Genomic DNA, 25,091 nt, shown 5'->3' on the forward strand with positions numbered 1-25,091 from the left:
TGTCCGCATGACCCGCTCCTACAAATCGCCAATCACTTGGTGGCGGTACCATCCGGAACAAACACATAACCCACGCCCCAGACAGTCTGGATGTAACGCGGTTTGGAGGGGTCGGGTTCGATCATCCGGCGCAGACGGGAAATCTGCACATCGATGGAACGCTCCAGGGCATCCCACTCGCGGCCACGGGCCAGGTTCATCAATTTGTCGCGGGTCAGCGGTTGACGCGCATTCATCACCAGGGCCTTGAGCACAGCGAATTCACCGGTGGTGAGCATGTGCACTTCTTCGCCGCGCTTGAGCTCGCGGGTGGCCAGGGACAACTCGTAGTCACCGAAGGTCACGCTTTCGTCTTCGCTGCCCGGAGCGCCAGGCACCGGAGCCGACTGGCGACGCAATACCGCCTTGACGCGAGCCATCAGCTCATCAGGGTTGAACGGCTTGGCCAGGTAATCGTCGGCGCCCAGTTCCAGGCCCTTGATGCGGCTCAGCTCGTCGCCCTTGGCGGTGAGCATGATGATCGGAATCTGGTTGTTCGCGTTGCGCAGACGGCGGCAGGCGGTCAGGCCGTCTTCGCCGGGCAACATCAGGTCGAGGACGACCAGGTTGAACACTTCGCGCGCCAGCAGGCGATCCATTTGCTCGGTATTCGGTACGGCGCGGGCGCGGTAGCCCTTGCTGACGAAAAAACGTTCCAGCAGGCTGCTCAGCCCCGGATCGTCGTCAACGATAAGAATTTTTTCGCCTTCAGCAGTTTGTGCAGTGCTGCTCATTGGATGCTCCCTTTGATCTCGGCGCGCATTATGGCGTAGCTGCCGTTATACGCACCGTGTGCATTGTTAGCAGATTTTTCCTATACCGCCAGAAAACCGGCCATTGCACCGGCAACCCGCGATGCCCCCGAATGCCGTAACGCTGGTTATAATGCCCGGCCTTTTGTGTCAGGCAACATCAGACAGGTACTACAGACGGACTCCATTTATTTTCATGGCGTCGGCAGTAATTGTTCGATTTCACGGGTCAACGGGATACCTTTTGATCCAGGTAGCGGTGCAGGCCAGGCCGCTCAACCAGACTCGCCGAGGCCCTATCTCTGCGCCTGCGAGCCTGCTTTCACAATTTTTCAGGTGGTTTTATGGACAGCATCAACAGCCGCATCGCCGAGGAACTCGGTGTACGCCCACAACAGGTCGAAGCGGCCGTCGCGCTACTCGATGAAGGCTCTACCGTTCCCTTCATCGCCCGTTACCGGAAAGAAGTGACCGGCAGCCTCGACGATACGCAATTGCGTCATCTGGAAGAGCGCCTGCGCTACCTGCGAGAACTCGACGAACGGCGTATCAGCATCCTCGCCAGCATCCAGGAGCAGGGCAAGCTGACCCCGCAACTTGAACGCGACATCAAGCTCGCCGACACCAAGACCCGTCTCGAAGACTTGTACCTGCCGTACAAGCAGAAGCGCCGCACCAAGGGTCAGATCGCCCTGGAAGCCGGCCTCGGCGAACTGGCCGACGGCCTGTTCAACGACCCGGCCCTGAGCCCGGAAACCGAAGCCGCACGTTTCATCGACGCCGAAAAAGGCGTGGCCGATGTGAAGGCAGCCCTCGAAGGCGCCAAGTACATCCTGATGGAGCGCTTCGCCGAAGACGCCGGCCTGCTGGAAAAGCTGCGCAACTACCTCAAGCAGGAAGCCACCCTCAGTGCCCGCGTGATTGCCGGCAAGGAAGAGGAAGGCGCCAAGTTCCGCGACTACTTCGAACACGACGAACCGCTCAAAAGCATGCCGTCGCACCGCGCCCTGGCGATTTTCCGCGGCCGCAACGAAGGCATTCTCAGCTCCGCGCTGAAAGTCGGCGAGGAACTGCCGGGCACCATGCACCCGTGCGAAGGCATGATCGGCCAGCAATTCGGCATCCAGAACCAGAACCGCGCCGCCGACAAATGGCTGGGCGAAGTGGTGCGCTGGACCTGGAAGGTCAAGCTCTACACCCATCTGGAAACCGACCTGCTGGGCGAGCTGCGCGATGGCGCGGAAACCGAAGCGATCAACGTATTCGCCCACAACCTGCACGACCTGCTGCTGTCGGCCCCGGCCGGCCCGCGCGCCACTCTGGGCCTCGACCCGGGCCTGCGCACCGGTTGCAAGGTCGCCGTGGTCGACTCCACCGGCAAGCTGCTGGATCACGCCACGGTTTACCCGCACGTTCCGCACAACAAGTGGGACCAGACCCTCGCCGTGCTCGCCGCCCTGTGCGCCAAGCACTCGGTGGACCTGATCGCCATCGGCAACGGTACCGCCAGCCGCGAGACCGACAAGCTGGCCGCGGAACTGATCAAAAAATACCCGGCCATGAAAATGACCAAGGTCATGGTGTCCGAGGCCGGTGCATCGGTTTACTCGGCATCGGAGCTGGCTTCCAAGGAATTCCCGGACCTCGACGTGTCGATCCGTGGCGCCGTGTCGATTGCCCGTCGCCTGCAAGACCCGCTGGCTGAGTTGGTGAAGATCGATCCGAAATCCATCGGCGTCGGCCAGTACCAGCACGACGTGTCGCAGCTGAAACTGGCCCGTGGCCTGGATGCGGTGGTCGAGGACTGCGTGAACGCCGTCGGCGTGGACGTGAACACCGCGTCCGTGGCGCTGCTGGCACGGATCTCCGGCCTCAACGCGACCCTGGCGCAGAACATCGTCAGCCACCGCGACGAGCACGGCGCGTTCAAAACCCGCGCTGCGCTGAAGAAAGTCGCCCGCCTGGGTGAAAAAACCTTCGAACAGGCCGCCGGCTTCCTGCGCGTCATGAACGGCGAAAACCCGCTGGACTCGTCGGCGGTTCACCCGGAAGCCTATCCGCTGGTTCAGCGCATCGCCGCCGAAACCGACCGTGACATCCGCTCGCTGATTGGCGATGCCACGTTCCTCAAGCGTCTCGATCCGAAGAAGTACACCGATGAAACCTTCGGTTTGCCGACGGTCACCGACATCCTCCAGGAACTGGAAAAACCCGGCCGCGATCCGCGTCCCGAGTTCAAGACCGCCGAGTTCCAGGAAGGCGTCGAAGACCTCAAGGACCTGCAACCGGGCATGATCCTCGAAGGCGTGGTGACCAACGTGACCAACTTCGGTGCCTTCGTCGATATCGGCGTTCATCAGGACGGTTTGGTGCACATCTCCGCACTTTCGGAGAAGTTCATCAAGGATCCACGGGAAGCGGTGAAGGCCGGTGACGTGGTGAAAGTGAAGGTCATGGAAGTCGACATCCCGCGCAAACGCGTGGGCCTGTCGATGCGCATGAGCGACACCCCGGGCGAGAAAATCGACGGCGCTCGCGGCGCGCGTCCGGGGTCGGCTCCACGCCAGTCCCAGAACACCGCACCGCGCAAGGAAACCACGGCGGCAGCACCGGGCAACAATGCCATGGCTTCGTTGTTCGCCAATGCCAAGCAGTTGAAGAAACGCTGATGGACATTCCCGCCGGGCTGACCGAAAGCGCGTTTTTCAAGCTGCTGGGCTGCCGCTTGCACAGTCTGGAAACCGGGGTGGCGCAAGTCGCCCTGGCGCTGGAACCCGAGCTGCGCAATCGCGGTGGCAAGCTGCACGGCGGGGCCTTGTTCAGCCTGGTGGACATTGCCATGGGGCTGGCCTGTTCCAGCACCCACGGTTTTGACCAGCAGAGCGCGACCATCGAGTGCAAAATCAACTACATCCGCGCCGTCGAAGGTGGCGAGGTGATGTGCACGGCGCGGGTGATCCATCCGGGCCGCCGCACGCTGGTGGTCGAAGCCGACGTGATGCAAGGCGACAAACTCGTCGCAAAAGCACAAGGCACGTTCGCTGTCCTGTAGATAGTCTTCCCCGATTTGAGTTAATTTCGGCGCAATGACCTGTAGGAGCGAGCTTGCTCGCGATGAACGTCAGGGCGCCGTTTTCAATCAGGCACCCCTCGTTATCGTTAACCTCCATCGCGAGCTAGCTCGCTCCTACAAAACCAGGCGAAAACGCCAGTTTTAACTTCACCCTTGTAGACCGTCTTGCCCACCCCCATATTGGGGCGACTGACGCGTGAAGGAATCCAACTTGAGCGAACTTCTCAACCGCCGCCTGGCTCTGCTCGGCGAGCGCGCTAACCTCTCTCTGCTCGAACAGTGCCTTCACGGCATCGAACGTGAATGCCTGCGCGTGACCGATGAAGGTCGCCTGGCGCAAACGCCGCACCCGGAAGAATTGGGTTCCGCGCTGACCAATGAACAGATCACCACCGACTATTCCGAGTCGCTGCTGGAGTTCATCACCCCGGCCCTGCCCGATCCTGCCGATACGCTGGCGAGCCTGGACAGCATTCACCGCTTTGCCTACAGCAAGCTCGGCAACGAGTATCTGTGGAGTCCATCGATGCCGTGCCCGTTGCCGGCCGAGGAAGACATCCCGATCGCCTATTACGGCACGTCCAATATCGGGCAGCTCAAGTACGTCTACCGCAAGGGTCTGGCCCTGCGTTACGGCAAGACCATGCAATGCATTGCCGGCATTCACTACAACTTCTCCTTGCCGGAAAAGCTCTGGCCGTTGCTCAGGCAGGCCGAGGGTTTTGTCGGCACTGACCGCGACTTTCAGTCGTCGTCCTACATCGCCCTGATCCGTAACTTCCGCCGCTACAGCTGGCTGCTGATGTACCTGTTCGGCGCCTCGCCAGCACTGGACGCCGGCTTCCTGCGCGGTCGTTCGCATCAGCTGGAGCAACTGGATCCGCAGACTTTGTACTTGCCTTACGCCACCAGCCTGCGCATGAGCGACCTGGGTTATCAGAGCAGCGCCCAGGCCGGCCTGACGCCGTGCTACAACGATCTGAACAGCTACACCGACAGCCTGCGCAAAGCGGTGGCCACGCCGTATGCACCCTATGTCGAAGTCGGCACCCACCAGGATGGCGAGTGGGTACAGCTCAACACCAACATCCTGCAGATCGAAAACGAGTACTACTCCAACATCCGCCCGAAACGCGTGACCTACACCGGTGAACGCCCTATCCAGGCACTGATGGCCCGAGGTATCCAGTACATTGAAGTGCGCTGCCTGGACATCAATCCGTTCCTGCCGATGGGCATCGACCTCACCGAGTCGCGTTTCCTCGATGCGTTCCTGCTGTACTGCGCGCTCAATGACAGCCCGCTGCTGACCAACACCAATTGCGGCAACGCGACCTCGAACTTCCTCAGCGTGGTCAAGGAAGGTCGTCGTCCAGGCCTGCAGCTGCAACGGGATGGCCAGCCGGTTGACCTCAAGGAATGGGCCGGCGAGTTGCTGGAGAAAATTGCTCCATTGGCCGCGATGCTCGACCAGAGCCATGGCGGCGATGCCCACAGCAAAGCGCTGGACGCCCAGATGGCCAAGGTTCGGGACCCGTCCCTGACGCCCTCGGCCCAGGTGCTGGCAGCGATGGCCGAGCACAAGGAGAGCTTTACCCAGTTCTCACTGCGCCAGAGCCAGGCCCATGCCGAGTTCTTCCGCAGCGAGCCATTGGCGGCTGAAGAACAGGCGCAGTTTGAAGAGCGGGCACGTTCGTCCCTGGCTCAGCAGGCTGAGCTGGAACAGAACGAAGTCGGTGATTTCGATGTGTTCGTCGGGGCGTACCAGGCGAGCATTCTGGCGATCAGTAACTAATCGGCGCCTGTAAAAAAGATCGCAGCCTTCGGCAGCTCCTACATTGGAATGCGTTTCCTGTAGGAGCTGCCGAAGGCTGCGATCTTTTTGTTTCCAGCCCATTCACAATGATTCACCGGGTGTTCCCCTCATAAGCTAATTCTAAAAAGTTATTTATTTTCTAATTCTTAGATCATTTAGTCTCTTTCTCACGCCGACTCTCGGTCGCCTGACAAGGAGCTTTCTGATGAAACTGACTTTCCCTCTACGCTTGCTGGCGGCCGCTTCCTTGGTTACCGCAAGTTTTTTTGCCCAGGCGGCCGACTTCACCGTCGCCTACCAGACCACCGTTGATCCGGCGAAAGTCGCCCAAGCCGACGGCGCTTACGAAAAAGCCACCAAGGCCGATATCAGCTGGCGCAAATTCGACAACGGTGCCGATATCATCGCTGCCATCGCCTCCGGCGACGTGCAGATCGGCTACCTCGGTTCCAGCCCTCTGACCGCCGCCATCACTCGCAAAGTCCCCGTAGAAACCTTCCTCATCGCCACCCAGATCGGCGCCGCTGAAGCCTTGGTCGCCCGCGACGGTTCCGGGATCAAGACCCCGCAAGACCTGATCGGCAAGAAAATCGCCGTGCCATTTGTGTCCACCGGTCACTACAGCCTGCTCGCTGCGCTCAAGCACTGGAACATCGACCCATCGAAAGTCACCGTCCTCAACCTGGCTCCACCCGCGATCATTGCCGCCTGGAAACGCGGTGACATCGACGCCACTTACGTCTGGGATCCGGCCCTCGGTGTCGCCAAGGAAAACGGCAAGGTGTTGATCACCTCCGGCGAACTGGCCAAGTTCGGTGCACCGACCTTCGACGCCTGGATCGTGCGCAAGGATTTCGCCGAGAAGCATCCGGAAATCGTCACCGCGTTCGCCAAAGTGACCCTGGACGCCTATGCCGATTACCGCAAAGACCCGCAAGCCTGGCTCGCCAACCAGGGCAACGTTGACAAACTGGTGAAGCTCTCCGGCGCCAAGGCCAGCGACATTCCGTTGCTGCTGCAAGGCAACGTCTACCCGCTGGCGGCTGACCAGGTGCTCACCCTCGGCGCGCCAACCACCAAAGCCATCACCGACACCGCGGCGTTCCTCAAGGAACAAGGCAAGGTCGAGGCGGTGCTGCCGGACTACGCACCGTACGTCAGCGCCAAGTTCATCACCAACTGATCGGGAGTCAATGCGATGGCCTTGCTACAGCTGGAGCGCATCAGCGCACAGTACCCCGGCAATCCGGAACCGGTGTTGGCGGATATCTCCCTGAGCCTGGGACCCCGGCAATTGCTGGTCGCCCTCGGCCCGTCCGGCAGTGGCAAGACTTCGCTGTTGAATCTGATTGCCGGTTTCGTCGAGCCCAGCGCCGGGCGCATCACCCTCGACGGCGTGCCCGTCAAAGGCCCGAGTGCCGAGCGTGGCGTGGTGTTCCAGGACGACGCGTTGCTGCCGTGGCAAGACGTACTGGCCAATGTCGGGTTCGGTCTTGAGCTGGCCGGTATCGCACGGGACAAACGCGAAGCCCGCGCCCGGGAAATGCTCGCCCTGGTCGACCTTTCCGGTTTTGAACAGCGCCGCATCTGGCAGCTTTCCGGTGGCCAGAAGCAGCGTGTCGGCCTGGCCCGCGCCCTCGCCGCCGACCCGCGTGTGTTGCTGATGGATGAGCCTTTCGGTGCCCTCGACGCCTTCACCCGCGAGCAGATGCAGGAACTGTTGCTGCAAGTCTGGCAACGTACCGCCAAACCGGTGTTCCTGATTACCCACGACATCGAAGAAGCCGTGTTCCTCGCCACCGACCTGATTCTGCTGGCACCAAACCCGGGGCAAATCGTCGAGCGCCTGAGCCTCGATTTCGGTCAGCGCTATGCCGCCGGTGAATCGGCCCGCTCGATCAAATCCGACCCACGCTTTATCGAAACCCGCGAACACGTACTCGCCAAAGTGTTCTCCCAACGCAGTGCCGCCCAGTGGCAGGAGCGCGCATGAGCAGTTACCAAACTCCCGTCGCAGCGATCAAGCCAGGCACTCCCGTGACTCCGGTGCCACGCAGCTTGAGCACGCGCTGGATCAGTGTGCTGACACTGTTCGTTCTCGTTGCTATTTGGTGGGCCGTGACGGCGACCAGCTTGATCGAACCGCTGTTCCTGCCGCCACCTTCCGCCGTGCTGCAAAAAGGCTGGCTGCTGGCGACTTCGGGCTACATGGATTCAACCCTGTGGCAGCACCTCGGCGCGAGTCTGGGCCGCATCGGCCTGGGCCTCGGCTTTGCGATTCTCACCGCCGTGCCGGTGGGCATCGCCATCGGCGCCAACCGTATCGCCCGTGGTGTGCTCGACCCGCTGATCGAGTTCTACCGGCCGATTCCGCCGCTGGCTTATCTGCCACTGATCGTGATCTGGTGCGGCATCGGCGAATTGTCGAAAGTGCTGCTGATCTACCTGGCGATCTTCGCCCCGATTGCCATCGCCACCGCCACCGGTGTGCGTACGGTCGACCCGGCCAAATTGCGTGCCGCGCAGTCGCTCGGTGCAACGCGCGTGCAGTTGATTCGCCACGTCATTTTGCCGAGTGCCTTGCCGGATATCCTGACCGGTGTGCGCATTGGCCTCGGTGTGGGTTGGTCGACCCTGGTCGCCGCCGAATTGATTGCCGCCACCAGCGGTCTTGGCTTCATGGTGCAATCGGCTGCGCAGTTTTTGGTCACCGATGTGGTGGTACTGGGGATTCTGGTGATCGCGCTGATCGCCTTCGCGATGGAGTTGGGCCTGCGCACATTGCAACGAAAGCTGGTGCCGTGGCACGGCCAGGCTCACTGAATACCGACAACCCTGTAGGAGCGAGCCTGCTCGCGATTGCTGATTATCAGGTAACAATGCTTTGACTGATGCACCGCTATCGCGAGCAGGCTCGCTCCTACAGTTGGCACCTCCAGATTGAAGAGAACCACCATGAGCCACCTGACCATCGTCCCCTTAAGCTCCGCCCTCGGTGCGCAAATCAGCGGCGTCGACATCAGCCAGCCACTGAACCTGGAGCAGCGCGATGCCATCGAACAGGCCCTGCTCAAGCATCAGGTCCTGTTCTTTCGCGAGCAGCCGATCACGCCACAGCAACAGGCGCGATTCGCCGCGAATTTCGGCGACCTGCACATTCATCCGATCTACCCCAATGTGCCAGAACAACCAGAGGTACTGATCCTCGACACCGCCGTCACCGACGTACGCGATAACGCGATCTGGCACACCGACGTGACCTTCCTGCCGACCCCGGCCATGGGCGCGGTGCTCAGCGCCAAGTTGCTGCCGGCGTTTGGCGGCGACACGTTGTGGGCCAGCGGGATTGCGGCGTATGAAGCCCTGTCGGCGCCGATGAAAACCTTGCTCGAAGGGCTGACTGCCACCCACGATTTCACTCGTTCATTCCCGCTGGAGCGCTATGGCAACACGCCCGAGGCGCTGGTCCAGTGGGAAGAGGCACGACGCAAGAATCCGCCGTTGTCGCACCCGGTGATCCGCACGCACCCGGTGAGTGGGCGCCGCTCGCTGTTCGTCAACGAAGGTTTCACTTCGAAGATCAACGAACTGTCGGAAACCGAGAGCGAGGCGATTCTGAAGTTCCTGTTCGCCCATTCAACGCGGCCGGAGTTCACCATTCGCTGGCGCTGGCAGCAGGACGACATTGCGTTCTGGGACAACCGCGTGACCCAGCATTATGCGGTGGATGATTACCGGCCGGCGCGGCGGGTGATGCAGCGGGCGACGGTGTTGGGGGATGTGCCATTTTAAGATCAAAAGATCGCAGCCTTCGGCAGCTCCTACATTGACTGCGTTCGCCGCAAATATTACGGTCGAACATTGATCCTGTAGGAGCTGCCGAAGGCTGCGATCTTTTGCTTTTCAGGGTTACTCCGCCGTAGAAGGCTTCTCCCAAAGATTGACCCCGCCCTCCCGGGCAAACCGGTCGATCTCCGCCAGTTCCTCTGCACTGAAGCTCAGGTTCTTCAACGCCCCGACGTTCTCGACGATCTGCTCCGGCCGGCTCGCACCAATCAATGCCGACGTGACCCGTGGATCGCGCAGGGTCCAGGCCAGTGCCAGTTGCGCCAGGCTCTGTCCACGACGCCTGGCGATTTCGTTGAGTGCCCGCACTTGGGCGATGTTGGCCTCGGACAAATGCGATGCCTGCAACGAACCACCGCCCGGACGGTTGACCCGCGCATCCGCCGGCACGCCGTTGAGGTATTTGTCGGTCAGCAGACCCTGGGCCAACGGGGTGAAGGCAATCACGCCGGTGCCGAGTTCGTCGGTGGTATCCAGCAGGTCTTTTTCCACCCAGCGATTGAGCAGGTTGTAGGCCGGCTGGTGAATCAGCAGCGGCACTTTCCACTCTTTGAGCAGCGTCGCCATTTCGCGGGTTTTCACCCCGGAATAGGACGAGATGCCGATGTACAGTGCCTTGCCCTGTTGCACCGCTGTCGCGAGTGCGCTGGCGGTTTCTTCAAGCGGCGTATCCGGATCAAAACGGTGGGAGTAGAAGATGTCGACGTAGTCCACGCCCAGGCGTTGCAGGCTCTGGTCGAGGCTGGCCAGCACGTACTTGCGTGAACCGCCGCCCTGACCGTAAGGGCCGGGCCACATGTCCCAACCGGCCTTGCTGGAAATGATCAGCTCGTCGCGGTACTGCTTGAAGTCTTCGCGCAGTAAACGGCCGAAGTTGATCTCCGCGCTGCCGTACGGAGGGCCGTAGTTGTTGGCCAGGTCGAAGTGGTTGATGCCCAGGTCGAATGCCGTGCGCAATAACGCGCGCTGGGTATCGATCGGCGTGCTGTCGCCGAAGTTGTGCCACAGGCCCAACGACAGCGCCGGCAGCACCAGACCGCTGCGGCCTACGCGGCGGTAAGGGATGGAGTCGTAGCGGTTTTCGGCAGCGGTGTAAGTCATCGAATCCTCTCTTGTCGGTCTTGAATCTGGTCTCGACTGCTTTGCCAGTCGCCCAGCATACGCCCGGACAAACGCCAGAAAACCTGAGACTCGATGAATTGCTGAAACGTTTCACATTTTATTTAATCGGCCCCGACGTTTCGACCAAATCCGCCCCTTTACGCTGACAGTTCGCGCAAGGCGGCAGCAGCCAAAAATCCTGATCTGGAACTGTATCGCTGATCCCGCCTGACCGTTTGGTCGATTCGCTCAAGCAATTGCTCAGGCAGCGTGGCATTGAAGCGCACCGACTTGCCGAAATAGGGCGTGATATCGAATTCGACTACTGCCCACACACCGCCGGCGTAATCGGGGTTATCGAGATGAGCATCGATCTCACGGACCTGCGGCAATGCATCGCCATCGGCGACCAGCCCCTCGTAATGCAGGGACAACGCCTCTTTCACGCTTTCGAGTGCCTGCGCCACAGTGCTACCAGCCGAGAAACATCCCGGCACATCCGGGACGATTACGCCGTACTCTGAGTCGGCATCCTTGTGCAGAACGACCGGAAATTGCATGTGGATAAATCCTTCCTGTGATGTGTCCTCATTGGGACTTTCGTATCCGATGACGGGCTTCATTTCAGACCCGCCTGTTTCAATATGCTGTTGATCGTTCCTTTAGGAAGATCCGAGTCGGGGTGTTTGATCGTCCTGATCATTTCCCGGCTACGCATGTCCTTCGCCTTTTTTCGACAGCAACGGCTGCGTACTTTAAGCGGCGAAGCGCGATAACAATACACACCATACACACTCAGAAAAATATTAGTCGATCATGGCGAGACTGACTTCCTCTCTCAGACTGACGGCGCACTTGCGCAATCAGGCCCGGCAGGAACAAAGTCGCCGAAGCAACGAAGAAGCGATAGCTATCGCAAGGATGGAGCAAGCCATGCACACCACGATCATCATCACCTTCGGCCTGGTCCTGCTCGCGATGATGCTGTTCATCGGCGAGAAACTCGGCTTCAGCCGTCAGACACTCACCTACAGTTTCGTGATCCTGTGGCTGGCGTTGACAGTGATCAACGGCGCCATCGGCGTGGTGACCGCCGGACAGGCATTGAGTACGGAACTGGGGATCGGCACGATGGTGTTCAGCATTCCGGTGGCGGCGCTGGTGTTGTTCATGGTGCTGAGCGCCGAGACCTGAAAAGCCCCGGCGCCCTGCCCGCGATCAACGCACCAGATGCAGGAACTGCATGTGCCGTTCGTACTGGTCGAGGATGTCGTTGATGATCTGCTCCTTGGTGTAACCCACCAGATCGTAGTTTTGGCTGCCCTCGCTCAAATGCACTTCGGCGCGGTAGTAACGACGGTTGTTGAGTTCCTTGGAACCCATGCCACCCCGGGCAAACGACGGCGTAAAGTAGCCGCGCATTTGCACCTGGTAGATAAATGGATGTTCGTCACCGTGACCGATTTCCAGGCTGACGCTGTCGTTGACCGGTTCTGGATGCGTGATGACCTTGAGGCCCTTCTCGATGAATACCGCCGAGACCTCTTCAATCGCCGGGCGCACCGTTGTGTCGAGGAAGCGATAGACCTCATCCCGCGACGGGAAATGCACCGCCTGGCTCAAACGCTGACGCCAGCCGCCCCGCCGTGAACCGGACACCGGTGCCAATGAATGCATCTGCGCAATCTGCTTCTGCGATTCCAGATAAAACGCCTTGTGCAGCCCCCACATCATCAACAGCAGAATCAACGAGAACGGCAGCGAGGTCAGAACCACCGCCGACTTCAACGCATCGATGCTGCCGGAAAACAGCAAAGCACTGGTCACCAGTGCGGTCATCGCCCCCCAGAACACCCGCAGCCATTTCGGCCCGTCTTCATCCGGGTTGCCGCCCTTGGCGGACAGCGTCGAGAGCACCACGGTGCCGGAGTCGGCGGAGGTGACGAAGAACACGAAGCTGATGAACACCGTGACCGCGATGACGGTTTTGCTCCACGGGTAGGTTTCCAGCAGCAGATAGAGCGTCATCGACGGATTGTCGATGGCCGACATGCCGAGCGCGCTCATGCCGTGGTTGAGCACTTGATCGATGGCGCTGTTGCCGAAGATCGACATCCACGCCAGGGTGAAGCCGAGCGGAATCAACAGCACGCCGAAGACAAATTCACGGATGGTCCGGCCACGGGAAATCCGTGCGATGAACAGGCCCACGAACGGCGACCATGCGATCCACCAGGCCCAGTAGAACACCGTCCAGCCGCCCAGCCAGTCGCTGGGTTTGCCGTAGGCGTACAGATCAAAACTCTTCATCGGCAAGGCGCCGAGATAGTCGCCGACGTTCTGGATCAGCGTGTTGAGCAAGTGCTGCGTGGGGCCGGCGAACAACACGAACAGCAACAGCGCACAGGCCAGCAGCATGTTGATGTCGGACATCACCCGCACACCCTTGTCGACGCCGGATACGGCAACAATGATCGCAGCGCCCATCATCAAGGTGATCAGGCCGACCTGAACCCATTGGGTGTGGGCGATGCCGAACAGGTAGTCCAGGCCCGAGTTGAGGTGTAACACGCCGAAGCCCATGTCGGCACCGAGGCCGAACACCGTGGCGATGATGCCGAAGCCATCCACCGCATAACCGATGGGGCCATTGATGCGCTTGCCGATCAGCGGATACAGCGCCGAGCGCAGGGCCAGTGGCAGGTTATGCCGGTAGGCAAAGTAGGCCAGCGCCATGCCGACAAAGGCGAACACGCCCCAGCCATGCAGGCCCCAGTGCAGAAACAGAATCTGCATCGCCTGGCGCGCCGCCTCCGCCGTACCGGCCTCGCCTTGGGGCGGTTGCAGCATGTGGGTCAGCGGCTCGGACACGCAGAAGAAAAACAGGGTGATGCTGATCCCGGCGGCGAACAGCATGCCGGCCCAGGACAAATAACTGAATTCGGGTTCGTCGTGGTCGGCACCGAGCTTGATCTTGCCGTAGCCGGACAAGGCAGTGACCACCACGAAGACCAGATACAGGGTCATCGCCAGCAGGTAATACCAGCCGACCGTGTTTGCCGCCCAGTTTTGCGCCGCCAGCAACCAGGCACCGGCCTGCTCTGGCATGGCGATGACAACGACACCAAACAACAGGATGAAACTCGCCGAGAACCAGAACACCGGCGGATTCATGCGGATCAGGCCGCTTGGAGGGATGGACGATGCACTCACGTTCGGTGCACCTCGGAGGGGAAAATCGTGGCTGTAGAAATCGGACTCAGCAAAGGCAAGCCTCCTGTTGTGAGCGGGCAGCGAACCGCCGGTTTAACTTGAATGAACGTTCAAGTTAAACATGGATAGGGGGCTAAGGACTAATCGCAGGGCTCGGCGGTAGCTTTCCTACACGAGCTTAAGGAAGGGGATGAGGTGGGATTTGGGGGATTCTGTAGGAGCTGCCGCAGGCTGCGATCTTTTGACTTTTGCGGTGCACTTGAAAAGATCGCAGCCTCGTTTCACTCGACAGCTCCTACAGCCAGCGAAAACTATCTCTCACCAAAAAGCCGGGGCATTACTTCTGCGCCCCATCATCCAACTGCAGATTCGCCTGGGTCAGGTTGCTGCCCGCCGGCACGCTACGGGTTAGCCAGACATTGCCGCCGATGGTCGAACCCTGACCGATGGTGATCCGGCCAAGAATCGTCGCCCCGGCATAAATCACCACGTCATTCTCGACAATCGGATGCCGTGGCTGGCCCTTCTGCAACTGACCGTCTTCGTCCGCCGGGAAGCGCTTGGCGCCCAAAGTCACCGCCTGATAAATCCGCACGCGCTCGCCGATGATCGCGGTTTCGCCGATCACCACGCCGGTACCGTGGTCGATAAAGAAACTGCGGCCGATCTGCGCGCCGGGGTGAATGTCGATGCCGGTGGCCGAGTGGGCGATTTCCGCGCTGATCCGCGCCAGCAACGGCAGCCCGGCACGGTACAAATGGTGGGCCAGCCGGTGGTGAATCACCGCCAGAATCCCCGGGTAGCACAACAGCACTTCATCGACACTGCGGGCCGCCGGGTCACCGTGATAGGCCGCGAGCACGTCGGTGTCCAACAGGCTGCGCAACCCAGGCAAAGCGAGGGCGAAGTCCTGAATGATCTGGATGGTTTTGGCTTCGACCTCGGTATCGGCCTGGGCGCTGTGGCGCGCGGCGTAGCGCAATTCGAGTCGCGCCTGGGCCAACAGCGCATTCAGCGCCACATCCAGCGTATGACCGACGTAGAAGTCTTCACTCTCCTCACGCAAGTCCACCGGCCCCAGGCGCATCGGGAACAGCGCGCCGCACAGGGCTTCGAGAATCTCTGCCATGGCCGCCCGGGAGGGCAGTTCGCGACCGCCCTGCTCGCCGCTGGCCCGGCCGTTTTGTGCACGCCACTGCTCACGTGCCGTGCGCAGCTGACTGACGATGGTCTGCAATTGCCAATGGCTGGAACGCTCACTCACGGTAAAAACTCCTCACGGGCGACCGGACTGTCTGGCCGCACTGACGGCGATTACTTTACGGCAAGGGTCACGAGGCAAATTAAGAACCAATAGTGCTGTGCTCAGTTCGATTGGCTATAAGCGATTGACGGTTGCCCAGGCTTTGGGGCCTGCCTATAGTCCTGAGATCTTCCACGGCCAGTACGGACCCATGATCAAACAACAACTCGCCCGCTTTAACCGCCTCGACCTGCTCGGTCAGCCCACCGCCCTGGAAAAACTCGAACGCCTGTCGACCTGGTTGGGCCGCGACGTGTACGTCAAGCGCGATGACCTGACGCCGCTGGCGATGGGCGGCAACAAGCTGCGCAAACTCGAGTATCTGGCCGCCGATGCCTTGGCCCAGGGTGCCGACACCTTGATCACCGCCGGCGCGTTGCAATCGAACCATGTACGCCAGACGGCCGCCATTGCCGCCAAGTTGGGTCTGGGCTGCGTAGCCCTTCTGGAAAACCCTCTCGGCACTAACGACAGCAATTACACCGGCAACGGCAACCGCCTGCTGCTTGACCTGTTCGATGCCAAGGTCGAATTGGTGGAAAACCTCGACAACGCCGACGAACAACTGCAAGCCCTGGCTGACAGACTGCGCAGCAACGGCAAGAAGCCCTATCTGGTGCCGATCGGTGGTTCAAATGCGCTGGGCGCCCTGGGCTACGTGCGCGCCGGGCTGGAACTGGCCGAACAGATCAAGGACACCGGCCTGCAGTTCGCCGCCGTGGTCCTGGCCTCGGGCAGCGCCGGCACTCACAGCGGACTGGCGCTGGCCTTGAGTGAAGCACTGCCGGATCTGCCAGTGATCGGCGTGACGGTTTCGCGCAGCGATGAAGATCAGCGGCCAAAGGTTCAAGGCCTGGCCGAACGCACCGCCGAGCTGCTGGGCGTGAACCTGCCGGACGCTTTCAAAGTCGAGTTGTGGGACGAGTATTTCGCCCCGCGTTATGGCGAACCGAACGCCGGGACACTGGCGGCGGTGAAGCTGCTGGCAGGTCAGGAAGGCTTGCTGCTGGACCCGGTCTACACTGGCAAGGCCATGGCGGGGTTGCTGGATGGGATCGGGCGTCAGCGTTTCGACGAAGGCCCGATTATCTTCCTGCACACCGGTGGGGCGCCGGCGTTGTTTGCCTATAAGGATTTTCTGTAAGCGATTCAGAAGATCAAAAGATCGCAGCCTGCGGCAGCTCCTACATGGATCGGCATGCACCTGTAGGAGCTGCCGCAGGCTGCGATCTTTTCCTATGGCACCGAATATTCAATTAGCGAATAACAAATAGAATATTTATTATTTTATTATCTAACTGTGTCGTCTTATAGTCACGCCGCAGGCGAATTTGCAAGGAGACGCATAAGCTGCATTAAGGCAGGATATTGCAGTCGTCCGAATCCCGAATTTGCCAACTTTCCTTAAGCGTCTTCCATAAGAAAACACAGGGGCTTGTCATGAATTTTTCCGCACTACGTCGCAATCTGCTGGTGGGATCGCTGGGCCTGGCACTGAGCGCCGGCCTGATTGGCCAGGCGGTTGCCGGTGAGCAACTGCAAAAAATCAAAGACGCCGGCGTGATCAACGTTGGCCTGGAAGGCACCTACCCACCGTTCAGTTTCGTCGACGCCGACGGCAAACTGACCGGCTTCGAAGTCGAGTTCTCCGAAGCCCTGGCCAAAGAGCTGGGTGTCAAAGTCAAACTGCAACCGACCAAATGGGACGGCATCCTCGCCGCCCTGGAATCCAAGCGCCTGGACGCAGTGATCAACCAGGTAACCATCTCCGAAGAGCGCAAGAAGAAGTATGACTTCTCCGAGCCCTACACCGTTTCCGGTATTCAGGCGCTGGTGCTGACGAAGAAGGCCGCCGAGCTGAACATCAAGTCCGCCGCCGACCTGTCTGGCAAGAAAGTCGGCGTAGGCCTGGGCACCAACTACGAAGAGTGGGTGAAAGCCAATGTGCCGACCGCTGACATCCGCACCTACGAAGATGATCCGACCAAGTTCCAGGACCTGCGTGTCGGCCGTATCGACGCCATTCTGATCGACCGCCTCGCCGCGCTGGAATACGCCAAAAAGGCCAAGGACACCACCGCCGCCGGTGATGCGTTCTCCCGTCAGGAAGCCGGCATTGCCCTGCGCAAAGGCGAGCCTGAACTGCTGGCCGCGGTGAACAAGGCCATCGATAAGCTGCGCGCCGATGGCACCCTGAAAAAGCTCTCGGAAAAATACTTCAACGCAGACGTCACTCAATAATGGGAGAAGCTTTCCAACTCGCACTGGACTCCGCGCCCTTTCTGCTCAAGGGCGCGTACTACACGGTGATCCTCAGCCTCGGCGGGATGTTCTTCGGCCTGGTGATGGGCTTCGGCCTGGCGCTGATGCGCCTGTCGCGCTTCAAGCTGGTGAGCTGGATCGCCCGCATCTACGTGTCGTTCTTTCGCGGCACGCCGTTGCTGGTGCAACTGTTCGTGATCTATTACGGCTTGCCGCAATTGGGTCTGGAACTGGATCCGCTGCCGGCGGCCCTGATCGGCTTCTCGCTGAACATGGCCGCCTACGCCTGTGAAATCCTGCGTGCCGCGATCAGTTCCATCGAGCGTGGCCAGTGGGAAGCGGCTGCCAGTATCGGCATGACCCGCGCGCAGACCCTGCGCCGGGCCATCCTGCCGCAGGCGATGCGCACCGCATTGCCGCCGCTGGGCAACAGCTTCATTTCGCTGGTCAAGGACACCGCGCTGGCCGCCACCATCCAGGTGCCGGAACTGTTCCGCCAGGCACAGCTGATCACCGCCCGCACCTTCGAAATCTTCACCATGTATCTTGCCGCGGCACTGATCTACTGGGTCCTGGCCACGGTGCTTTCGCACCTGCAGAACCAGTTGGAAGCGCGGGTCAATCGGCACGACCAGGAGTCCTGACCCAATGATTGTCGTGGAAAAACTGACAAAGCAGTTCAAGGGTCAAGTCGTGCTCAACGGCATCGATCTTGAGGTCAAGGAAGGCGAGGTGGTCGCGATCATCGGCCCTAGCGGTTCGGGCAAGACCACCTTCCTGCGCTGCCTGAACTTTCTGGAAGAACCCACCAGCGGCCGGATCAAGGTCGGCGATATCGAGGTCGATACCAGCCGTCCCCTGAACCAGCAGCAGAGCCTGGTGCGGCGTTTGCGCCAGCATGTGGGCTTCGTTTTCCAGAACTTCAACCTGTTCCCCCATCGCACCGCTCTGGAAAACGTTATCGAAGGCCCGATCATCGTCAAGAAGATCCCGCACGCCGATGCCGTTGCCCTGGGTAAAAAGCTGTTGGCCAAGGTTGGCCTGGCGGGCAAGGAAGACGCTTACCCGCGTCGCCTCTCCGGTGGCCAGCAACAGCGCGTGGCGATTGCCCGGGCGCTGGCGATGGAACCGGAAGTGATCCTGTTCGATGAACCGACCTCGGCCCTCGACCCGGAGCTGGTGGGTGAGGTATTGGCGACCATCCGCGGCCTGGCCGAAGAGAAGCGCACCATGGTGATCGTCACCCACGAAATGGGCTTTGCCCGGGACGTGGCCAACCGTGTGGTGTTTTTCGACAAGGGCGTGATCGTCGAGCAAGGCGAAGCGAAGGCGTTGTTTGCCAACCCGAAAGAAGAACGAACCAAGCAATTCCTGAGTAAGTTCCTGAATAACGCCCACAACTAACAACCCTGCGCAACAACGGTAAACTTCCATGGATGGAAGTGACCCCTCCTCGAAATACGCCTCATTAATACCAAACTAAACTCATCTATTTAACATGCAAATCCTGTACGCGCGCACGCTACAAATACAATCATCACAACAATTAAACAGTGCCAATTCGATCAGATCCTCTATCGCAAGACCGAGCCGATGATTTGCACCAATTCACCCATACTCCTCCTCTTTCAGCAGACAAATTCGACGCAAAGACATGGTTTACTTACTTGGGATCGTAGGAGTTTTCTGAATAACCGCACACATCACTCATCACTAACAAATCTTATTGACACCTGATCTTCCTGACTCTTATCTAGTCTCCAGCCAGCGACACACATCACGCTTTAATCATTATTTAATCCCAAAGTAATTAATCGTTTTTTTGCGAGATTATTAGTTTTTGATATTCCAGAAACGGACTTCGTTGCAAGACTTCAAGGAGACTTCATGAACAGCACCTCGAACAAATCCGGGCTTGTGGCCCCGACCCTGGCGCAATCCAACAAGACCGGCATCAACGTCACTTGCGCGGCGCACCTGCTGATCGAGGTCGCGCCCTACCCCGCCATGGACGAAGGCGACCTGATCGAACTGTTCTGGGACAACTGCTACGTGGCCTCCCGCGTGCTGACGACCTGCAATGTCGGCCAACCGGTGCAACTGCGGGTGCCTGAAAGTTTTGTCGCCAACGGTACTTCGCGCATTCACTACCGGGTCATGCAGGTTGGCCGGGGCCCGACGATATCGGCCAGCCGAAACGTGCAGATCAAACTCGACTGTCCAGGCGGCCAACCCTCCGCGCTGTGCGGCGATGAAAACCAGTGCCTGGCACCGGTGGGCATTCCCGAGGCGATTCGTCGTCAGGGGGTCAATCCGAGCCAGGTCAAACGCGGTGTTCCCTTGACCATCGAGCCGTACCTGAACATGGCCGTCGACGACGAAATCACCCTGCGCTGGGGCGATGTGCGCATGGATCTGCCACGGCTCAAGTCCGCCGATGTGGGCCAGCCGATCCAGGTCTGGATACCGCCGGCCATCATCCTCGAAGCCGGCGAAGACCTGCGGCTGGAAGTGACGTACTGCATTCTCGACAGGGTGGGTAATAACTCCCGCTGGGCGCCGGCTCGCACGCTGAAGATCGGTTGTGCCAATTCTTATCTGAAAGTCCTCCCGAAAAAAGTGCTCAAGGCTGCCGAATCCCGCAAGCAATGAGTCCTGGCTTGAAATCAAAGGATCGCAGCCTGCGGCAGCTCCTACGCGCATCGTCGTCAACCCTGTAGGAGCTGCCGCAGGCTGCGATCTTTTGACCTTCTATGCATATTCCTAAAAGTTAGTTCATAAAATATTTATACGCGTTTAGGGTATATACACCGGACCACCGGACATCCTTGTTTTCATGCGCCGCCACAAGCAGCGCTTCCATAAGATGTGAGGTAGGTATGGTCCGGAACACAATCACCCCAGTGCAGATCGCCAGGGCATTGCGTGCAGCCAAGGAGCGGCACTGATGTCCAGTCTGGCAGATGCAATCGTCCAGAGTGACCTGGACATCGCCCCCCCGTTGTTGCCCGCACAAGTCTTGAGCAACGATGCTCAAGCCATCAAGGCGGCCCACGAACTGGCGCAAGTCGCCCGTCTGCAAGCGGCCAAACGTGACCGGCAGCGCAAGCTCCCGTGGTCTGAAATCGAACAGTTCACCCGCAGCGGCCTGGGCAGCATTTCCATCCCCCGCGAGTACGGAGGCCCGCAGGTTTCGTTCGTCACCCTGGCCGAGGTCTTCGCGATCATTTCCGCGGCAGACCCGGCGCTTGGGCAGATCCCGCAAAACCAGTTCGGCATTCTCAACCTGGTGCTCGGCAGCGCCACCGAAGCGCAGAAAAGGCAACTGTTCAAAAGCGTCCTCGATGGCTGGCGCATCGGCAATGCCGGGCCGGAACGCGGCAGCAAAAATACCCTGGAGCTGAAGGCGCGCATCACCGCTGACGGCGTCCTCAATGGCCAGAAGTTCTATTCCACGGGAGCACTGTTCGCCCATTGGGTCGCGGTCAAAGCGTTGAACGACGATGGCAAACAAGTGCTGGCATTCATCCGTCGCGGCACACCGGGCTTGCGCATCGTCGATGACTGGTCCGGTTTTGGTCAGCGCACCACCGCCAGCGGCACGATTTTGCTTAACAACGTGCAGGTCGATCCCGAACTGGTGGTGGATAACTGGCGGATCAACGACACGCCGAACATTCAGGGTGCCGTCTCGCAACTGATTCAAGCAGCCATCGACGCCGGTATCGCCCGAGGCGCCATCGACGACGCCATCGACTTCGTGAAAACCCGCGCCCGGCCGTGGATCGACGCCAAGGTCGAGCGAGCCAGCGATGACCTGTACGTGATCGCCGATATCGGCAAGTTGAAAATCGAACTGCACGCTGCCGAAGCGCTGCTGCGCAAAGCAGGGCAAGTACTCGATGACGTCAGCGCCGCACCATTCACCGCCGAGTCTGCCGCCCGCGCCTCGATTGCCGTGGCCGAAGCCAAAGTGCTGACCACCGAGATCTCGTTGCTGGCCAGCGAAAAGCTGCTCGAACTGGCCGGCAGCCGCGCGACCCTCGCCGAATTCAACCTCGACCGTCACTGGCGCAACGCCCGGGTGCACACCCTGCACGACCCGGTGCGCTGGAAGTATCACGCGGTTGGCGCCTATCGCCTCAATAGCACGCTGCCTAATCGCCATTCCTGGATCTGACGACCAGACATCTGGAGAAACACATGACAAGTTCTCAGCACGTCGCGGTCATTACCAGCGATGAACAAGCCCTGATAGTCGCCAGCGACCTGGCCGAAGATTTCAAACGCGACAGCGCCACACGCGACCGCGAGCGCCGTTTGCCACATCCGGAACTGGAGGTTTTTTCCCGCTCGGGTCTTTGGGGCATCAGCGTGCCAAAGGAATACGGCGGCGCCGGTGTATCCAACGTGACCCTGGCGAAAGTCATCGCTCTGATTGCCCGGGCCGATGGCTCCCTGGGGCAGATCCCGCAGAACCATTTCTATGCACTCGAAGTACTGCGGGTGAACGGCAGCCACGAGCAGAAGCAACGCCTGTACGCCGAAGTCTTGGCCGGCCAGCGCTTCGGCAATGCGTTGGCCGAACTCGGCACCAAAACCGCACACGATCGCGTCACCAGCCTGACTCGCGACGGCAGCGGCTATCGCATCAATGGTCGCAAGTTCTACGCCACGGGTGCGATTTACGCCCAGCGCATTCCCACCTCGGTGGTGGATGAAAACGGCGTGCAGCAACTGGCGTTCGTCCCGCGCAACAGCAAGGGCCTGACGGTGATCGACGACTGGAGCGGCTTCGGCCAGCGCACCACCGGCAGCGGTTCGGTGGTGTTCGAAGATGTCTTTGTTGCCGCCGAAGATGTGATCCCCTTTCAAAGCGCTTTCGAGCGCCCGACTCCGGTCGGTCCGCTGGCGCAGATACTTCATGCCGCCATCGACACCGGCATCGCCCGCGCCGCGTATGAAGATGCGCTGCACTTCGTGCGCACCAAAACCCGGCCGTGGATCGACGCCACCCACGAAAAAGCCACGGACGATCCACTGACGCTCAAGAGCTTCGGCCACCTGAGCATTCGCCTGCACGCTGCCGAGGCACTGCTGGAACGTGCCGGTGAATACCTCGACAAGGCCCAGGCCGACACCCATGCACAGACCGTCGCGGCCGCGTCGATTGCCGTTGCCGAAGCCCGCGCCCTCAGCACAGAAATCTCCCTGGCCGCCGGCAGCACGCTGTTCGAACTGGCCGGCAGCCAGGCGACCCTGATTGAACACGGCCTCGACCGCCACTGGCGCAACGCCCGGGTGCATACCCTGCACGACCCGGTACGCTGGAAGTACCATGCCGTTGGCAATTACTACCTCAATGATGAAAACCCGCCACTGCGGGGGACCATTTGATGACCGCCGCGAAAAAGAAAATCCTGCTCAACGCGTTCAACATGAATTGCATCGGGCACATCAACCACGGCCTGTGGACGCATCCGCGTGACACATCCACCCGCTACAACACGATCGAATACTGGACCGAACTGGCGCAGTTGCTGGAGCGCGGGTTGTTCGACGGCCTGTTCATCGCCGACATCGTCGGGGTCTACGACGTCTACCAGAACTCGGTGGACGTGCCGCTGAAAGAGTCGATCCAGTTGCCGGTCAACGATCCGCTGCTGCTGGTTTCAGCGATGGCGGCAGTGACGAAAAACCTCGGCTTCGGCCTGACTGCCAACCTCACCTACGAAGCGCCGTACCTGTTCGCCCGCCGCCTGTCGACCCTGGATCACCTGAGCCGTGGGCGGGTCGGCTGGAACATCGTCACCGGCTACCTCGACAGCGCCGCCAAGGCCATGGGCCTGAGCGAACAGGTCGAGCATGACCGCCGCTACGACCAGGCCGACGAGTACCTGGAGGTGCTCTACAAACTCCTGGAAGGCAGTTGGGAAAACGGCGCGGTACTCAACGATCCGCAGCAACGGATCTACGCGCAGCCGGACAAAGTGCACAAGGTCGAGCACAAGGGCGAGTTCTATCAGGTCGAGGGTTATCACCTCTGTGAGCCTTCGCCGCAGCGCACGCCGGTACTGTTCCAGGCCGGCAGCTCGGATCGCGGTTTGCTGTTCGCCGGGCGACATGCCGAGTGCGTGTTCATCAGTGGTCAGACCAAGGCATCGACCAAGGCCCAAGTGGACAAGGTGCGCGCCAGTGCCGTCGAAGCCGGGCGCAATCCCGAGGACATCAAGGTGTTCATGGGCCTGAACGTGATCGTTGGCGCCACCGAAGAGCTGGCCTGGGCCAAGCACGCCGAATACCTGAGCTACGCCAGTGCAGAGGCCGGCGTGGCGCACTTTTCGGCGTCCACCGGGATCGATTTTTCTCAATATGAAATCGACGAGCCGATCCAGTACGTGAAGAGCAACGCCATCCAGTCCGCCACCAAACACCTGCAAAACAACGACTGGACTCGGCGCAAATTGCTGGAGCAGCACGCTCTCGGCGGTCGTTACATCACGGTGGTTGGCTCGCCTGAGCAGGTAGCCGATGAACTGGAATCGTGGATCGCCGAGACGGGTCTGGATGGCTTCAACCTGACCCGCATTGTTACGCCGGAAAGCTATGTGGATTTCATTGATTTGGTGATTCCCGAGTTGCAACGGCGGGGCTCGTACAAGACCGCGTACGACAGCGGCACCTTGCGCGAAAAGCTGTTTCAGCGGGAGGCGCATTTGCCTGAGCAACATACCGGCTCGACCTATCGCCGCTAAAAAGCTTCGCTGGCAAGCCTGCTCCTACAGGGGATCGCAGGCCCTTGTAGGAGCAGGCTTGCCAGCGAAGAGGCCCGACCAAACACCACAAATTCTATGCACTGACTGGATTACTCATCATGAAAAAGCACTACCTCTCCCACCCAGTCAAAGCACTGGCCCTGGCCTTCGGTCTGTTCAGCTCGGTGACCTTCGCCGCCGACGCCCCCCTGAAAATTGGCACCACCGCCGCTTTCGCCATTCCCCTTGAAGCAGCTGTCGAAGAGGCCTCCAAACAAGGACTGAAAGTCGAACTGGTGGAGTTCACCGACTGGATCGCGCCGAACGTCAGCCTCGCCGCTGGCGACATCGACGTGAACTACTTCCAGCACATCCCGTTCCTGGAAAACGCCAAGGCTGCGTCAGGGTTCGACCTGGTGCCATTCGCGCCGGGGATCATCAACAACGTCGGCCTCTACTCGAAGAAATACAAAAGCTTCGACGAACTGCCGCAAGGCGCCAGCGTGGCCATCGCCAACGATCCGATCAACAGCGGTCGTGGCTTGCAGCTGCTGGCCAAGGCCGGCCTTATCACCCTCAAGCCCGGCGTCGGCTACAAGGCCACCGAAGAAGACATCATCGCCAACCCGAAGCACATCAAGATCCTCCAGGTCGAAGCCGTGCAACTGGTACGCGCCTATGACGATGCCGATCTGGTGCAGGGCTACCCGGCCTACATTCGCTTGTCGAAAACCTTCGATGCGGGCTCCGCGCTGCTGTTCGACGGCCTCGATCACAAGGAGTACGTGATTCAGTTCGTGATCCAGCCCAAGAGCAAAACCGACCCGCGCCTGATCAAGTTCGTCGACATCTACCAGCACTCACCCGCTGTGCGCGCCGCGTTGGATAAAGCCCACGGCAAGCTCTATCAAGCCGGCTGGGAAAGCTGAGC

The 25,091-nt window shown here is 60.1% G+C and carries 22 protein-coding genes and 1 pseudogene; 17 read left to right on the plus strand and 6 right to left on the minus strand.

What is annotated here, in order from left to right:
• Positions 1-32: 32 nt before the first annotated feature.
• The gene (gene ompR / locus AC1DWG_RS13805) at positions 33-773 is read right to left on the minus strand and encodes an osmolarity response regulator transcription factor OmpR (RefSeq protein ID WP_007972873.1); all 741 of its coding nucleotides are present in this window, start codon (positions 771-773) and stop codon (positions 33-35) included.
• Positions 774-1,135: 362 nt separating this feature from the next.
• Here ompR and AC1DWG_RS13810 point away from each other — a divergent pair, with 362 nt between their 5' ends.
• The 7 genes from AC1DWG_RS13810 to tauD all read left to right on the plus strand — a co-directional run bounded on the left by AC1DWG_RS13810 (position 1,136) and on the right by tauD (position 9,472).
• On the plus strand, positions 1,136-3,460 hold the full coding sequence (locus AC1DWG_RS13810; RefSeq protein ID WP_477763766.1) for a Tex family protein: 2,325 nt from the start codon (positions 1,136-1,138) through the stop codon (positions 3,458-3,460).
• Positions 3,460-3,843 carry a PaaI family thioesterase gene (locus AC1DWG_RS13815; RefSeq protein WP_477753116.1) on the plus strand — a complete coding sequence of 128 codons (384 nt, stop codon included), beginning with the start codon at positions 3,460-3,462 and terminating at the stop codon, positions 3,841-3,843. The genes AC1DWG_RS13810 and AC1DWG_RS13815 overlap by 1 nt, the downstream gene beginning before the upstream one ends.
• Positions 3,844-4,075: 232 nt before the next feature.
• The gene (gene gshA, locus AC1DWG_RS13820) at positions 4,076-5,659 is read left to right on the plus strand and encodes a glutamate--cysteine ligase (protein ID WP_477753115.1); all 1,584 of its coding nucleotides are present in this window, start codon (positions 4,076-4,078) and stop codon (positions 5,657-5,659) included.
• A 226-nt stretch (positions 5,660-5,885) separates the two neighbouring features.
• Complete coding sequence (gene tauA, locus AC1DWG_RS13825) at positions 5,886-6,863, plus strand: taurine ABC transporter substrate-binding protein (protein WP_477753114.1); 978 nt, start codon at positions 5,886-5,888, stop codon at positions 6,861-6,863.
• Positions 6,864-6,878: 15 nt separating this feature from the next.
• Positions 6,879-7,673, plus strand: coding sequence for a taurine ABC transporter ATP-binding subunit (gene tauB, locus AC1DWG_RS13830; protein WP_477763765.1), 795 nt, complete (start codon positions 6,879-6,881; stop codon positions 7,671-7,673).
• Positions 7,670-8,503 (plus strand): taurine ABC transporter permease TauC, encoded by an 834-nt coding sequence (tauC, locus tag AC1DWG_RS13835; protein ID WP_477763764.1) that lies wholly within the window; start codon positions 7,670-7,672, stop codon positions 8,501-8,503. The genes tauB and tauC overlap by 4 nt, the downstream gene beginning before the upstream one ends.
• 132 nt (positions 8,504-8,635) lie before the next feature.
• The gene (gene tauD, locus AC1DWG_RS13840; RefSeq protein WP_477763763.1) at positions 8,636-9,472 is read left to right on the plus strand and encodes a taurine dioxygenase; all 837 of its coding nucleotides are present in this window, start codon (positions 8,636-8,638) and stop codon (positions 9,470-9,472) included.
• A 117-nt stretch (positions 9,473-9,589) separates the two neighbouring features.
• Here the strand turns inward: tauD and mgrA are convergent, their stop codons facing one another.
• The 3 genes and pseudogenes from mgrA to AC1DWG_RS13855 all read right to left on the minus strand — a co-directional run.
• Entirely contained in the window at positions 9,590-10,627 is a 1,038-nt protein-coding gene (mgrA, locus tag AC1DWG_RS13845) for an L-glyceraldehyde 3-phosphate reductase (protein ID WP_477763762.1), read from the minus strand.
• A gap of 158 nt (positions 10,628-10,785) precedes the next feature.
• A complete protein-coding gene (locus AC1DWG_RS13850) occupies positions 10,786-11,250 on the minus strand; it encodes a type II toxin-antitoxin system HicB family antitoxin (RefSeq protein ID WP_477753109.1) in 465 nt (154 codons plus the stop codon).
• Positions 11,247-11,321, minus strand: a pseudogene (locus AC1DWG_RS13855) (type II toxin-antitoxin system HicA family toxin); the annotation flags it as partial. The pseudogene AC1DWG_RS13855 and the gene AC1DWG_RS13850, both read right to left, overlap by 4 nt.
• A gap of 239 nt (positions 11,322-11,560) precedes the next feature.
• On the opposite strand from AC1DWG_RS13855, the gene AC1DWG_RS13860 reads away from it, so the two are divergent.
• Positions 11,561-11,821, plus strand: coding sequence for a hypothetical protein (locus tag AC1DWG_RS13860; RefSeq protein ID WP_477753108.1), 261 nt, complete (start codon positions 11,561-11,563; stop codon positions 11,819-11,821).
• Positions 11,822-11,845: 24 nt separating this feature from the next.
• Here the strand turns inward: AC1DWG_RS13860 and betT are convergent, their stop codons facing one another.
• Together betT and epsC are read right to left on the minus strand one after the other, a co-directional pair.
• Positions 11,846-13,801, minus strand: a complete 1,956-nt coding sequence (betT, locus tag AC1DWG_RS13865; protein WP_477753125.1) for a choline transporter BetT — start codon at positions 13,799-13,801, stop codon at positions 11,846-11,848.
• Positions 13,802-14,177: 376 nt separating this feature from the next.
• Positions 14,178-15,104 carry a serine O-acetyltransferase EpsC gene (gene epsC / locus AC1DWG_RS13870; RefSeq protein ID WP_477753107.1) on the minus strand — a complete coding sequence of 309 codons (927 nt, stop codon included), beginning with the start codon at positions 15,102-15,104 and terminating at the stop codon, positions 14,178-14,180.
• A 190-nt stretch (positions 15,105-15,294) separates the two neighbouring features.
• Here epsC and AC1DWG_RS13875 point away from each other — a divergent pair, with 190 nt between their 5' ends.
• The 9 genes from AC1DWG_RS13875 to AC1DWG_RS13915 all read left to right on the plus strand — a co-directional run bounded on the left by AC1DWG_RS13875 (position 15,295) and on the right by AC1DWG_RS13915 (position 25,089).
• Positions 15,295-16,287 carry a D-cysteine desulfhydrase gene (locus AC1DWG_RS13875; protein WP_477763760.1) on the plus strand — a complete coding sequence of 331 codons (993 nt, stop codon included), beginning with the start codon at positions 15,295-15,297 and terminating at the stop codon, positions 16,285-16,287.
• Between the two features lie 296 nt (positions 16,288-16,583).
• Positions 16,584-17,384, plus strand: coding sequence for a cystine ABC transporter substrate-binding protein (gene tcyJ, locus AC1DWG_RS13880; protein WP_223457337.1), 801 nt, complete (start codon positions 16,584-16,586; stop codon positions 17,382-17,384).
• Positions 17,384-18,049, plus strand: coding sequence for a cystine ABC transporter permease (tcyL, locus tag AC1DWG_RS13885; protein ID WP_046040764.1), 666 nt, complete (start codon positions 17,384-17,386; stop codon positions 18,047-18,049). Before tcyJ ends, tcyL begins: the two co-directional genes overlap by 1 nt.
• A 4-nt stretch (positions 18,050-18,053) precedes the next feature.
• Entirely contained in the window at positions 18,054-18,809 is a 756-nt protein-coding gene (gene tcyN, locus AC1DWG_RS13890) for an L-cystine ABC transporter ATP-binding protein TcyN (protein WP_477753105.1), read from the plus strand.
• Between the two features lie 483 nt (positions 18,810-19,292).
• Entirely contained in the window at positions 19,293-20,057 is a 765-nt protein-coding gene (locus AC1DWG_RS13895) for a hypothetical protein (RefSeq protein WP_477763759.1), read from the plus strand.
• Positions 20,058-20,352: 295 nt separating this feature from the next.
• Positions 20,353-21,585, plus strand: a complete 1,233-nt coding sequence (locus tag AC1DWG_RS13900) for an SfnB family sulfur acquisition oxidoreductase (RefSeq protein ID WP_477787908.1) — start codon at positions 20,353-20,355, stop codon at positions 21,583-21,585.
• Positions 21,586-21,608: 23 nt separating this feature from the next.
• Positions 21,609-22,802: an SfnB family sulfur acquisition oxidoreductase gene (locus tag AC1DWG_RS13905; protein ID WP_477787909.1), complete on the plus strand. Its 1,194-nt coding sequence runs from the start codon at positions 21,609-21,611 to the stop codon at positions 22,800-22,802.
• Positions 22,802-24,160, plus strand: coding sequence for an LLM class flavin-dependent oxidoreductase (locus AC1DWG_RS13910; RefSeq protein ID WP_477787910.1), 1,359 nt, complete (start codon positions 22,802-22,804; stop codon positions 24,158-24,160). Before AC1DWG_RS13905 ends, AC1DWG_RS13910 begins: the two co-directional genes overlap by 1 nt.
• A gap of 119 nt (positions 24,161-24,279) precedes the next feature.
• A complete protein-coding gene (locus AC1DWG_RS13915; RefSeq protein ID WP_477763755.1) occupies positions 24,280-25,089 on the plus strand; it encodes a MetQ/NlpA family ABC transporter substrate-binding protein in 810 nt (269 codons plus the stop codon).
• The last annotated feature ends 2 nt before the right edge of the window (positions 25,090-25,091 follow it).

Source organism: Pseudomonas sp. P4_B3 (assembly GCF_056402295.1).

Excerpts from the sequence above, each read along its gene's own strand:
- ompR (WP_007972873.1), bottom strand. The coding sequence starts at position 773 with ATGAGCAGCACTGCACAAACTGCTGAAGGCGAAAAAATTCTTATCGTT.
- AC1DWG_RS13810 (WP_477763766.1), top strand. The coding sequence starts at position 1,136 with ATGGACAGCATCAACAGCCGCATCGCCGAGGAACTCGGTGTACGCCCA.
- AC1DWG_RS13815 (WP_477753116.1), top strand. The coding sequence starts at position 3,460 with ATGGACATTCCCGCCGGGCTGACCGAAAGCGCGTTTTTCAAGCTGCTG.
- tauA (WP_477753114.1), top strand. The coding sequence starts at position 5,886 with ATGAAACTGACTTTCCCTCTACGCTTGCTGGCGGCCGCTTCCTTGGTT.
- tauB (WP_477763765.1), top strand. The coding sequence starts at position 6,879 with ATGGCCTTGCTACAGCTGGAGCGCATCAGCGCACAGTACCCCGGCAAT.
- tauC (WP_477763764.1), top strand. The coding sequence starts at position 7,670 with ATGAGCAGTTACCAAACTCCCGTCGCAGCGATCAAGCCAGGCACTCCC.
- tauD (WP_477763763.1), top strand. The coding sequence starts at position 8,636 with ATGAGCCACCTGACCATCGTCCCCTTAAGCTCCGCCCTCGGTGCGCAA.
- mgrA (WP_477763762.1), bottom strand. The coding sequence starts at position 10,627 with ATGACTTACACCGCTGCCGAAAACCGCTACGACTCCATCCCTTACCGC.
- AC1DWG_RS13850 (WP_477753109.1), bottom strand. The coding sequence starts at position 11,250 with ATGAAGCCCGTCATCGGATACGAAAGTCCCAATGAGGACACATCACAG.
- AC1DWG_RS13860 (WP_477753108.1), top strand. The coding sequence starts at position 11,561 with ATGCACACCACGATCATCATCACCTTCGGCCTGGTCCTGCTCGCGATG.
- betT (WP_477753125.1), bottom strand. The coding sequence starts at position 13,801 with ATGAATCCGCCGGTGTTCTGGTTCTCGGCGAGTTTCATCCTGTTGTTT.
- AC1DWG_RS13875 (WP_477763760.1), top strand. The coding sequence starts at position 15,295 with ATGATCAAACAACAACTCGCCCGCTTTAACCGCCTCGACCTGCTCGGT.
- tcyJ (WP_223457337.1), top strand. The coding sequence starts at position 16,584 with ATGAATTTTTCCGCACTACGTCGCAATCTGCTGGTGGGATCGCTGGGC.
- tcyL (WP_046040764.1), top strand. The coding sequence starts at position 17,384 with ATGGGAGAAGCTTTCCAACTCGCACTGGACTCCGCGCCCTTTCTGCTC.
- tcyN (WP_477753105.1), top strand. The coding sequence starts at position 18,054 with ATGATTGTCGTGGAAAAACTGACAAAGCAGTTCAAGGGTCAAGTCGTG.
- AC1DWG_RS13895 (WP_477763759.1), top strand. The coding sequence starts at position 19,293 with ATGAACAGCACCTCGAACAAATCCGGGCTTGTGGCCCCGACCCTGGCG.
- AC1DWG_RS13900 (WP_477787908.1), top strand. The coding sequence starts at position 20,353 with ATGTCCAGTCTGGCAGATGCAATCGTCCAGAGTGACCTGGACATCGCC.
- AC1DWG_RS13905 (WP_477787909.1), top strand. The coding sequence starts at position 21,609 with ATGACAAGTTCTCAGCACGTCGCGGTCATTACCAGCGATGAACAAGCC.
- AC1DWG_RS13910 (WP_477787910.1), top strand. The coding sequence starts at position 22,802 with ATGACCGCCGCGAAAAAGAAAATCCTGCTCAACGCGTTCAACATGAAT.
- AC1DWG_RS13915 (WP_477763755.1), top strand. The coding sequence starts at position 24,280 with ATGAAAAAGCACTACCTCTCCCACCCAGTCAAAGCACTGGCCCTGGCC.